Origin of the sequence: Enterococcus sp. ARL09-542, from assembly GCF_005234805.1 — a bacterium.
GTDB lineage: Bacteria > Bacillota > Bacilli > Lactobacillales > Enterococcaceae > Enterococcus_D > Enterococcus_D gallinarum.
In genome coordinates this window covers 22176-34099 of the sequence record NZ_QPQX01000013.1, presented here as the reverse complement: position 1 = coordinate 34099, position 11924 = coordinate 22176, and the positions used below count along the sequence as shown (strand labels likewise).

Sequence of the window (11924 nt, the reverse complement as noted above, 5' to 3'; positions counted from 1 at the left end):
CCTTTAAATAAAATTCAACGGTTCTTGGTCAATGGAAACATAGAGTCCTTTTCGCTGATCGATCTGACTTTGTTCCAATAACCGGGTCAACAGTTCAGGCAAATGTGGTTCATTTTTGTATTTAATAATCAGTTGGTAGTAATAGCGATTTTTGACACGCATGATCGCGCTAGGTGCCGGTCCAAGCAAAATACTTTGACCCGATAATTCTTTTTGTACTTCTTGGTAAATGGCAAACATCTTTTGGGCAGCTGCCTGCTCTTCGAGATGACTGCAGGTAATTTTTACCGTGTAGTAATAAGGGGGATATCCGCTTTGATGCCGAACCCACATTTCTTGTTGGTAAAAAGCTTCATAGTTTTGGGTTTGTGCTAGCTGAATCGCATAGTGTTCCGGATTAAATGTCTGAATGATTACTTCGCCGGCTTTCTCCGCCCGGCCAGCTCGGCCGCTTACTTGTGTCAGCAATTGAAATGTTCGTTCACTAGAACGAAAATCTGGCAGATTCAATGCTGTGTCAGCATTTAAGACCCCTACCAATGTAATATCCGGAAAGTCTAACCCTTTGGCAATCATTTGTGTTCCTAGTAAAATGTCTGCTTTCTTTTCGCCAAATAAAGTAAGTATTTTTTCATGTGCTCCTTTTTTGCGGGTAGTATCCACATCCATCCGCAATACCCGTGCTTCTGGAAATCTAGCAATTAGTTCTTCTTCAACTTTCTGCGTACCTGTTCCATAGTAACGGATCTTATCTGCATGACAACTAGGACAGCGGTGAGGGATCTTTTCTTCATGCCCGCAATAATGACAGCGCATCGTCTTGGTATCCATATGAAGCGTCAAAGAAATATCACAGTTCGGACAAGGCAGAACATACCCGCAATCACGACACATAACAAAAGAAGAATACCCGCGTCTATTCAGCAGCAAAACGATTTGTTCTTGTTTATCTAAGCGATCTTGAATTTTTTCCTGTAATTGGCGAGAAAAGGTCTGGTAGTTTTTGTTGGCAAATTCTTCCCGCATATCTACTACATTGATCTGCGGCAAACGAGCACTGAGTTTTGCTCGTTGATTCAAACGCAACAATTGATAAACGCCTTTTTGCGCCCGAGCCCGTGACTCGAGAGAGGGAGTGGCACTCCCCAAAACAACAGGACAATGATGATATCCTCCGCGCCATATCGCTAAATCACGCGCATGATATCTTGGTGCCTCCTCCTGCTTATAGCTTGCTTCATGTTCCTCATCGACAATAATGACGCCAATGTTTTTTAAAGGAGCAAAAATAGCTGAACGTGCGCCGACTACTACTTGGGCTTCTCCCCGTTCAATTTTTCGCCATTCATCATATTTTTCCCCTTGTGACAGTCCACTGTGAAGCACAGCCACAGCGTTACCTAAGCGGCTCTTGAATCGTTCCACCATTTGTGGGGTTAAAGCAATCTCTGGCACCAGCATAATGGCAGTCTTTTTTTGTTCCAACAGCTCAGCGATCGTTTGAAGATAGACTTCTGTCTTCCCACTGCCAGTGATGCCTTCTAAAAGAAAGGTTTGTGCCTCTTGTCTTTTTGCTGCTGACAGAATTTTTGAAACCGCATCGGTTTGTTCTTCGTTCAATGCTAATGCTGCAGTTTGGGGAAATGATCGATCTTTGAAGGGGTCCCGATATGTCTCAACCTCATGAAATTCAAGCCAGCCTAATGCTTGCCCTTGATTCAAGACAGCTGTCGAAATGCCTGCTTCTGCAAAAAATGAAACAGGAAGCTGATCAGATTCTTGTAAGACTGTCAATAGTTGTTGTTGCCGTTTAGCCCCTTTCCTGATTTGCTTCATTGCCTCTGGAATTGCTTCTGGAGAGATCAGGCGTTTCACCATACGGATTTTCTTGGCTTTATTTTTATTTTTTACCACATATTGCAATTCAACGACTGCTTCTTCACGCAATACTTTCAATTGCGACAATAATCCCGCTTCCTCAGCAGCTTGCCAGCTCAGGCTATTCGTCTCAGGAAAATGCGCTTTTATTGGGTGCGTATCATCCAATAAAAGAATATTCTTCTGGTATTCTGCTTTCATCACACTAGGCAACATGGTCTGCAAGCAGGTAATCTTAAAAGCAAATGTCGTTTTTTTCATGTAATCAGCTAACTGTAATAATTCTTCATTCACCACAGGAGAAAGATCCAGCAAGCGAAGAATAGGTTTCAATGGTTGACCTGGCGGTGTATCCGTCAATCCTACGATAAAGCCTTGGATATGCCGATCCCCATTACCAAATGGCACTTCGACTCGCATGCCAGTCTCTGCTACAGCGCGCAAATATTCAGGTATTTCATATGTAAAAGGTTGATCTGTCTGCATCGTTGGTACATCCACGATCACTTCTGCTGCATAGGTCATCTTCTCTCCTCCTCCAGGCTTTATTTTACTAAAATGACAGACATTTGTCTGTAAACCTTACGAAAATTTAACGGCTATCGACTCAAAAGAAAAAGCCAGAACACGCATTGTGCTCTAGCTTTTTTAATTGTCTACAGATTCTGTTCGTCACGAATCCGGGCTTCCAGTTCTTTTTGCTCTTGGTCTTTTTGCGCTTTGCGCTCTTCTTGTTCCATTTTCAAGCGAGCACGTTTGATTTCTGGATGCGGATCATTAACAACAAGCTCTGCTTCGATTTCTTCCAATGCTTGTCCTACGCTTTTCACCGAATCAAATTGTTCCAATGTTGCTTGGGCGCCTGCATCTAGTTCATGCGCGCGTTTGCTGGCTAAAATCACAAGGGAATACTTTGAGTTCACACGATCCAATAATGAATCGATTGAAGGTTTTAACATCATTCGTTTTACAGCTCCTCTAACATTTTGATATACTTGCCGATTACTCGATCAACGCGAAAATGTTCACTTGATATAATTTCTCGAATCCGTTGTACTGCTTTAGATACTTCATCATTTACGACTGCGTAGTCATATAAAGCCATCATTTCGATTTCTTCTCTGGCAACACGCATTCGTTCATCGATCACTTCAGCAGAATCTGTCCCCCTGCCAGTGATACGTGAGCGTAGCTCTGCTAAATCAGGTGGGGTAAGAAAAATAAAGACCCCATCAGGCACTTTTTCTTTGACTTGTTTAGCTCCTTGAACTTCGATTTCCAAGAAAACATCTTTCCCTTGGTCCAATGTTTTTTGAACATAAGACAACGGGGTGCCGTAGTAATTGCCAACGTATTCTGCATATTCCAACATTTCGCCTGCTTCGATCAAGGCTTCAAATTCCTCACGGGTGCGGAAATAATAATCAACGCCTTCGATCTCACCTTCACGCTTGTTGCGTGTTGTCATCGAAACAGAATATTGAAAATCGTTGTCATCACTTTCAAAAATTGCTTTTCGCACAGTGCCCTTGCCTACACCGGAAGGTCCTGATAAAACTATTAGTAATCCTCGCTCTGACATAATGACGTCCTTTCACTGACTTTTGCTTAACGTCTATTTTGCACTTTTTTTCAGCAACTTTCAAGAACTACTTTATTATAATGGGAAATTCATGAAATTACTACTCATCTCTCCTACTTTTAGAACCCCATGTTGCTTAGCGTATTGATCACACCTGCCAACTCATCTTTTGTCGTGATAGCTTTCTCCGTAGGATCTTCTACTTCCTGGCAATCAATCCGAACGATATACCGACGATTCAACGATACCGCATTTCCATTGACCAAAATTTGCAAGAACTCTTGATCAATCGCGACACAAGCATCTTGCCAAGCATCAAAGTTTGCTTTATCTGATGGGACGCTCCGCTTGATGACGTTTTTTCCGCTTAATTCATGAAAAGTAATATCATAGTATTTCATTGTTGATCACTCCTATTCGATATTTTGGACTTGTTCTCTTATTTTTTCAATAATCGTCTTCATCTGTACTACACTATTCTTGATTTCAATTGGGCTTGACTTGGAACCTATGGTATTTACTTCTCGGTTCATTTCTTGAATCAAAAAATCCAGCTCCCGGCCGATCGGCGATTTTGCCTCTAACAAAGTAGTCATAGAATCTAAATGAATCATCATTCGATCCAACTCTTCATGAATATCTCCCCGCTCCAACAGGATGGCCATCTCGGTCAACAAACGTTCTTGATCTACTTGCTCGCCTAAATATTCCGTCAGCTTTTTCTCAAAACGTTGGCGATGATCGGCTTCATAAACGGCAATAAACGTCTGTAATTCCATGATTTTACCAAGTAATTGCTGCTGATTTTCTTTTAACACTTGATAAATCCCTTGTCCTTCAATTTCACGGCTTTGATCGATAGCTGTTAGAGCCTGAGACAAAGCATCTAACACACCTTGCTCTAACTGGGTATCTTCTTGTTGTTTTTCTCGGATATCAAGAAATGCTTCATGGACGATTAATTTTTCCAAAAGATTTTTTTTCGACAGCTCTTTTATATCCAACCTTTGAGCAGCTTCTTCTTCGACCTGCTTCAAAAAAGGCACCAATAAATCCCATTGGACTATAACTTCTTTATGAGCCGCATTCTTTTCGTTCAATGTCAGATAAAGCTCCACCCGACCACGCTGTAATACTTTTTTGACTTCTTGTCGAATTAGTGCTTCCAAATCATTCAATTGTTTGGGCATGCGCAACTGCAAATCCATAAATCGCTGATTGACACTTTTAATCTCAATCTCTATTTGATAATCAGCTGTTTCTCCATTCCCTTTTCCAAAACCTGTCATGCTTTTCATTCATTTCTTCCTTTCACATAGAAAGCAGTGCTTTTTTTAATTCGGTGAATTCTTCATTTGATAACGTTAAGCCTTTACCCATTTTTTCATGTCCTGGACTCCAGTCACGCAAGTCAAACTTAGGCGGGCGACCATTCCAGCTGACTAAATTAAGCTCTTTACGCCACCCTTTAGGATTTTCCGAAAGAACGGCGATCTCCTCTACGATCTCATAAGAAAAATTATCCATTGTGTTCCTCTCCTTTTAAAAAATAAGCCAGATAGGCTGACAGCACAGCCAATTCTGGATACCGCGCACGAATCTGCTGAAATGCCGGTGTTTCAATTTGTTGGGTTCGATAGAAAAACAAGAACCGTTTTTGTTCAGATAACAAAAAGAACTGTTCGCGATAGTAATACAACCATTCTGACACTGACCATACTTCTGTTTCTTTCGTTGGTTCTGTCATGATTTTCTCACGTATCGCTTGCAGGAAAGATTCCTTTGTATAAATGACGGTCGGTGTAAGATGTAGTAATCTGCCTATGCATTCAAAAAAGACGCGCCCACAAATTTCCAAGGGGACCTCTTGCTGATATAACTTACGCACTTTCTTCCAAAATTCCTTTTTTTTCATAAATGCGTACAATCGCGGTGCATCTTGTCGAAGCAAATGAACGAATGGCTTCCACGAATCGTTGAAGACCTCTTCATCAAAAGTATACCAATAGCCACTGAACTTGCCAAAGTATTTCATCGTTTCTAAATACCCAAGAGTCATGTTTTCTAGAGAACGTTTGGCATCAAAAATCAAAAAACTACCTAGAGTCCAAGGTGAAGCAATTTGAATCTGCGCAATTGATTCTGAGACCTGAACCTTCTTATTGATTCCAGGCCCTTGGACATCGACGGCAATGACTTCTGTAGCGCCTCGCTCAATGGCTACATCAATTGGCAGATTGTTGCGGTACCCTCCATCAATATAATAGATCCCATCAATCAATTGTGCCTGCATTGCTGGATAAAAAGACGCTGATGCTAGCAACCATTGCAAACTATAATCAATTTTGCTGGAATCAAACTGATAAACAACCTCTTTGAAATCCGGCAGACGAGTCGTACAAAGTAAGAGCTGGCTTTTGCTGGCATTAAATTTTTCTGCATCAAAAGTCGCTGCTAACAGCTGTGCTAATGGTTTTGTACTCGCACCATTGTCTTTAAGTGCTGTCTTTACGAGTGAGCGTAATTGCTCCATCATATCTAATAAGGTTTCTTTTTTAGCAGCAGCTTTTGGGTATTGGAGGACCTGTTCACTAGAAATATTCGTCCATAATTGCTCAGCAGCTTCAATATCGTCCATTAAAACCAATGCACCATTCAATGCACCAACTGACGTCCCCGCTACCCACTCAAATATGATTCCATGTTTTTTCAGCGCTTGCCATACGCCAATTTGATAGGCGCCATGGGCGCCTCCTCCACCTAGGACGAAAGCTGTATGGTAGTCCAGTTGCTTGTGGTACCCCTGTGTCACCCTACCATATCCACGTCCCACAAACCACTGATCCATGATGGGGTTTCTTGTCATTTCCCAAACTATCTGGTCTACGAAACGGCTTCTAGCAAAACTCTCAGTCATCGAAACAAGTGTCTCCCAAGTAAATGCATCACTTGGCACCTGCAACAAATTCTGAATGGTCAGAAGCGGCCCTTCATGGACACAAGACAGATAGACTTTGCCGTGTTGATTCGTCAATCGCCACCCCTGTTCGTTGACCACTGATTGAAAAGCGGCTCGCGCCTCCAAATGACTAGAAAAAAAAGGGAAAACTAGTCGGCTTTGTTGAAACACATCTTGGGATACATATAAATCAGAAAAATAAATTTTTGTTGTCTTCATCCGACTCCTCCTCAAATGCAAAAAAGAAACCACGGATGATCAATGAAAATTTCTGACATCATTCGTGGTATTCTTATCATTTAAAAAGTCCGCTGTTCCATATTGAATGCGGCCCGCATCTCGTCTGTCGCATCAGCAACTGGTGTAACCGATTCAAGATCACCCTGAACCACACGTCTGGTTACTCCACCCATTTCACCACATGTAATTAATGTGATCATTTTTCTCCCTGCTACTTCATCCAATAAATAAACATCTGTTGGTTGAACCCGCACGGTTGAAGTTGCTGTATATGTATAAATATTTTCTAAATCCGTAATATAAATTGTTGCGCCAATAGCCACATCATCTAAAGGTGTGAACAAAAGGTCTGGCGACTGCGCACGATGGCTAGCTAGTGCATAATTTCCTTCGCCCATTTTTTGTGTTGGGCTAAGAGTTCCTGCTCCATATAGCAAAGCTTCATTCGATAACCCCTTAAAAATCGGCAAATTAATCGCTACGCTAGGTATCGCAACACCACCGATCACTGGTAATGTGCTGTTACTTAGTTGCGCTTTAAGAACTGCTTCTGAGCTGGCCGGTTCAACGGCATCAAAATCAAAAGTAGTGTCTGCCTCCATATTTTTTTTGACATCGGCTCTAGAGATCTCGGAAACTGCGTAAGCATCTCCGTTGTGTTTGATCAGAAAATTTTTGATTTGATTATTAAAAATCAAAGCAAGACCAATCAATAACAAAAGGACCAAAAATAGATTCGAGAGCCAATGGAACAAAGTTCGTTTCTTTTTCATCGTTTTTCGTCTCCAATTTTTATTACTCCTATCATAACAAAATCATTGCAGAAGCGCCAATTTTGGATTTTTTTTAATAAAAAAGCAAAGTTTTTTGCTTCATAAAAAAACGTAATCTTAAAAATTGTTTTTTCCGTTATTTTGTAATATAACTTTAAACGAAAAGATACAAGCAATTTGATACACTTTATTGTAGAATGAACTTATTATCAGGGAGGGATTAATTGGCATGTCGAACACGATTTATGTACATATTGATACAACCAGCAATGCCGTTTCGACTCGCGGAGTGGATGCTCAAGATTTCAACAAGAGCATCGTTCACCAGCCAAAAAATCTGTTGTTGCTTGATCCCTCTAGTGAATTTGGTGAATTTGAGTCGCATACAGGGCTAAAGATTATCCGAGGCATTGAAGATGTCCACCTTTTCTTTCAACAACTCAACCGCGGACGGATCACAGAAGAAATCAAATGGATCGACTTTAATGATTTAGAAATGGTAAAGGAGCTAACACCGCTAGAAATTTCAGAATTGTTATATTTTGGGCATATGAAAACGCATCTTCATTCTCCGTTTTTCTACAAACTGCAAAACAACTTTGTTTATTTCGACCTCAAAGATCAGCGTTCCCGTGTTTACTACCGCTACCTGGAAGAATATTACCGAATTTTAGCTGACAAAATCACGCACATCGTTCTAGAAAAAATAAATGATCGACTTTCTTTCTTCAAAAAGCCTACTCCGGTCTCTAAACTTGATTTAAATCTTCTCAAAGACTTGCGGGGGGTCATGCAGGAAGGAATCATCTTATGTTTCCATCAAGAACAATTGGTCGATAAAACCTACACAATCCCGATTTACTTAGTCGAGGAATCTGGGCTCAAAAATAGTCACCTCTCTCTGAAAGAAGACTATCAAGTGGCAACGCTTCGCTACTTTGCAAATAAAAAAGAATGGCAGTTGGAATTGGATCAAGATGATCTAGCTTTTGGTTTTATCGATAAAAAATGACTTGCTCTCCTATTTTGATTTTGGAGAACAAGTCTTTTTTTACGCAGTCCGATTTAAATAATCGTCCTTAGGTACAAATACCTCTGGGGATGTTCGATAAGCAATTAGTAAGATAATTGCCGTGACGATTGCCGTAGCAAGTCCGCTGGCGGTATTCATTACCAGAGAGAAAAGCCAAGGTTTCATCCCCCAGAGAGCATATGCGCCCCAGTAAACCCAACCGGCAAGGAAATGCCAAAAATAACGAGCAAATGCGCCTGTGAATGTTGCTTGTACAAGTAGTCGTTGCACGCTACCCTTCGAACCATTTCTAATCGCCAAATGAATTTTATTTGCATAAAGTCCGGCAAAACCAACAAATGTAAAAGCAAATGGGTACTCAATCAATACTTGAAGAACACTCAAAAACCAGACTTTACCTAATGGGAAATGCAGCAATCCCCAAACCAATCCGGCCATTAATCCTGGCTTCCAGCCTCTACGGATAGCAAATATTGTTAATGGAATCTGTCCTAAAGAAATTGAAAAACTACTTCCAAAGTCTAAAGGAATCAGCGATAGTACCATCGCCAGTGCCGCCATAATCGTTCCCTCTATCCAAATTTTTGTACCATTTCCCACAAAAAAACTCCTCCTTTAGAATCATCACAATTCACAAAGGAGAAGTGTTAGACACTTCAACTCGTCACAATTCCTACGTTCGCATGATCGAAACAGGTACGAAGGGTTTAGAGTACTCTCATTCTCAGCCTTTTCAGACTCCCCTTTGTGATTAGATTCTATTTTATTTTGCTTGCACTGCTGCAAGTCATCTTCAAGAATACCACAAAATAAAAAAAAGAAAAGAAAACTCGCTCTGATAAAAAAAGAAACATCTCAACCGCGTCTAGACGAGATGCTTCTTTTGGGTTATCATTTTTAAATCGATAATTTTGATTCAAACAGTGGACTAACAGGTTTATTCTCATGGATTCGTTTGATTGCTTCTCCCATCAATGCACTAACACTGATTTCGTCAATTTTTTCAGATTTACGATCTTCTGGCAAGAAAATTGAATCAGTAACTACTAAGTGCTCGATAGCTGAATCTTCGATCCGTTGCAAAGCAGGTCCTGATAAAACAGGATGAGTACATGAAGCATAAACACTTTTTGCACCAGCTTGTTTTAATGCGTTCGCTGCTAGAGTAATTGTTCCGGCCGTATCGATCATGTCGTCGATCAAGACACACGTTTTGCCTTCTACGTGACCAATGATATTCATTACTTCAGCAACATTTGCTTTTGGACGTCGTTTATCAATGATCGCAATTGGTGATTTCAAGAATTCTGCTAATTTACGCGCACGAGTCACTCCGCCGTGGTCTGGTGAAACGACTACAACGTCATCTCCTTGAATATCTCTTTCCAAGAAATAATTAGCAATCAATGGTGCACCCATCAAGTGATCTACAGGAATATCAAAAAAACCTTGGATTTGTGAAGCATGTAGATCTAAGGTAACCATACGATTTGCGCCAGCTTTTTCGATCATGTTCGCCACCAATTTAGCAGTGATTGGTTCGCGGGAACGAGCTTTACGGTCTTGTCTCGCATAACCATAGTAAGGCATCACTACATTGATTGTTTTCGCACTTGCACGTTTCAAGGCATCAATCATGATCAGTAGCTCCATTAGGTTATCGTTTACTGGACTGCTTGTGGATTGAATAACATAGACATGTGAACCACGGATACTTTCTTCAATGTTAACTTGAATCTCGCCATCGCTAAATTGGTTCACTGAACACTTACCTAATTCCACACCTACTGCAGCTGCGATTTTTTCAGCTAACGGACGATTAGAATTCAGCGAAAAAATCTTCAATCTTGGATCAAAATAATGATTTGACATGAGAACCTCCACTTTCTTTGCGTTCATCTGGCAAAAAGACTACTAGTTCACCAGAATCTTCTTCCTAGTAAATAGTAGTCATTTTTGCTAAATAAATCAAGTCATTTCGCAGTTTCTTCATTCAAATAAGGCAATTTTTTTGCATAGCCTTCTTTGTTTTCCTGCCTTGCTCGGGCAATCGCCATGCTATGTTTAGGAATATCTTTTGTGATTGTAGAGCCAGCAGCGATCATGGTTTCTTCCTCAATCTGCAATGGCGCCACTAAATTCGAACCAGAGCCGATAAAACAATTGTCTCCGACAACTGTCTTGAATTTATTTTTGCCATCATAATTTACAAAGACGACGCCGCAACCAACATTGATATTTTTCCCTAGCGTTGCATCTCCGACATAAGAGAGATGCCCTACTTTTGTTCCCTCACCGATCGTTGCATTTTTTATTTCTACGAAATTACCAATATGGGCTCTTTCTTTAATGTCTGCTTTTGGACGCAGATGTGCATTTGGTCCGACATCTGCCCCGTTGTAGATTCGACTTTCTTCCACCACAGATGCCTTGATCGTTACATCATCACCGATTTGACTGTCTATGATTTGAGAAGATGCAGTGATGACACAGTCTTCACCAATTTTCGTTGCACCTTTGATGACGACACCAGCTTCAATCAGTGTGTCTGCTCCAATTTCCACGCCATCATCAATATAAGTAGTATCAGGGTCAATCAATGTCACACCATTGCGCATATGCTGCTGATTGATACGCTTGCGCATCAAACGATTCGCTTCTGCCAGCGCTAATCGATCATTGACTCCTAACGACTCATTGAAATCATCCGTTTGATAAGCAGCTACAATCTTCCCTTCTGCTTTCAAGATCTCAATAATATCTGTTAGATAATATTCCCCTTGTGCATTATCGGTATCTAATTTTGCCAATGCATCAAATAATAATTCATTGTCAAAACAATACGTTCCCGTATTGATTTCTTGGATCATCGCCTCTTCCACAGAGGCATCTTTTTGTTCCACGATTTTTTCTACGACACCCATTTGATTGCGTACAATCCGACCATATCCGGTCGGATCTTCAGCTTGCGCAGTTAAAATCGTTGCTGAGGCTTTTTGTTCCTGATGGAACTCAAAAAGATTATTCAATGTCTCAGTCGTTAACAAAGGGGTGTCTCCACTGATTACTAACGTTGTTCCCCGTTTTTCTCTTAAGAAAGGCTCTGCTTGAACAACTGCATGGCCAGTTCCTAACTGTTCTGCTTGTAAAGCATACTCACTGCGGTCCCCTAATTGTTGCTTGACCATTTCTGCTCCATGTCCGACGATTGTTACGATTGCATCAGGTTCTGTCTCCACTACGCGATTCATGATATGTTCTACCATAGGTTTTCCGCAAACGGGATGCAAAACCTTGTATAACTTGGATTTCATTCTAGTACCTTTGCCTGCGGCAAGTATAATTGCAAAACGTGATTCCACGTGTTCCACTCCTATCGATTCCGACTGATTGATTTCTGTATATGTCCAGTTTAGCCCAACTAAGGATGGTTTTCAATATATAAGGAAAAACACAACT

General features: G+C 40.8%; 12 protein-coding genes and 1 riboswitch. Of the genes, 1 reads left to right on the top strand and 11 read right to left on the bottom strand.

The window, feature by feature from the left end; all coding sequences use genetic code 11:
* Positions 1–3: 3 nt before the first annotated feature.
* From priA to DVW06_RS13050, 8 genes are all read right to left on the bottom strand, one after another.
* Positions 4–2403: a primosomal protein N' gene (priA, locus tag DVW06_RS13085; RefSeq protein ID WP_003128844.1), complete on the bottom strand. Its 2400-nt coding sequence runs from the start codon at positions 2401–2403 to the stop codon at positions 4–6.
* A gap of 131 nt (positions 2404–2534) precedes the next feature.
* Positions 2535–2840 (bottom strand): DNA-directed RNA polymerase subunit omega, encoded by a 306-nt coding sequence (gene rpoZ / locus DVW06_RS13080; protein WP_005469752.1) that lies wholly within the window; start codon positions 2838–2840, stop codon positions 2535–2537.
* Between the two features lie 5 nt (positions 2841–2845).
* Complete coding sequence (gene gmk / locus DVW06_RS13075) at positions 2846–3460, bottom strand: guanylate kinase (protein WP_003128842.1); 615 nt, start codon at positions 3458–3460, stop codon at positions 2846–2848.
* 119 nt (positions 3461–3579) lie between these two features.
* Entirely contained in the window at positions 3580–3861 is a 282-nt protein-coding gene (locus DVW06_RS13070) for a hypothetical protein (protein WP_003128841.1), read from the bottom strand.
* Between the two features lie 12 nt (positions 3862–3873).
* Positions 3874–4758: a YicC/YloC family endoribonuclease gene (locus DVW06_RS13065; RefSeq protein ID WP_003128840.1), complete on the bottom strand. Its 885-nt coding sequence runs from the start codon at positions 4756–4758 to the stop codon at positions 3874–3876.
* Between the two features lie 13 nt (positions 4759–4771).
* Complete coding sequence (locus DVW06_RS13060; protein ID WP_003128839.1) at positions 4772–4987, bottom strand: YdbC family protein; 216 nt, start codon at positions 4985–4987, stop codon at positions 4772–4774.
* Complete coding sequence (locus DVW06_RS13055) at positions 4980–6638, bottom strand: patatin-like phospholipase family protein (protein WP_137264736.1); 1659 nt, start codon at positions 6636–6638, stop codon at positions 4980–4982. Before DVW06_RS13055 ends, DVW06_RS13060 begins: the two co-directional genes overlap by 8 nt.
* A gap of 80 nt (positions 6639–6718) precedes the next feature.
* Positions 6719–7432, bottom strand: coding sequence for a class A sortase (locus DVW06_RS13050; protein WP_003128837.1), 714 nt, complete (start codon positions 7430–7432; stop codon positions 6719–6721).
* Between the two features lie 229 nt (positions 7433–7661).
* Here DVW06_RS13050 and DVW06_RS13045 point away from each other — a divergent pair, with 229 nt between their 5' ends.
* Positions 7662–8444 (top strand): hypothetical protein, encoded by a 783-nt coding sequence (locus DVW06_RS13045; protein WP_003128835.1) that lies wholly within the window; start codon positions 7662–7664, stop codon positions 8442–8444.
* A 39-nt stretch (positions 8445–8483) separates the two neighbouring features.
* On the opposite strand, the gene thiT is transcribed toward DVW06_RS13045, so the two are convergent.
* From thiT to glmU, 3 genes are all read right to left on the bottom strand, one after another.
* Positions 8484–9026: an energy-coupled thiamine transporter ThiT gene (thiT, locus tag DVW06_RS13040; protein WP_042620412.1), complete on the bottom strand. Its 543-nt coding sequence runs from the start codon at positions 9024–9026 to the stop codon at positions 8484–8486.
* A 92-nt stretch (positions 9027–9118) separates the two neighbouring features.
* Positions 9119–9220: riboswitch (TPP riboswitch) on the bottom strand.
* Between the two features lie 142 nt (positions 9221–9362).
* Positions 9363–10337: a ribose-phosphate diphosphokinase gene (locus DVW06_RS13035; protein ID WP_003128833.1), complete on the bottom strand. Its 975-nt coding sequence runs from the start codon at positions 10335–10337 to the stop codon at positions 9363–9365.
* Positions 10338–10438: 101 nt separating this feature from the next.
* Entirely contained in the window at positions 10439–11827 is a 1389-nt protein-coding gene (gene glmU, locus DVW06_RS13030; RefSeq protein ID WP_003128832.1) for a bifunctional UDP-N-acetylglucosamine diphosphorylase/glucosamine-1-phosphate N-acetyltransferase GlmU, read from the bottom strand.
* Positions 11828–11924 lie beyond the last annotated feature (97 nt).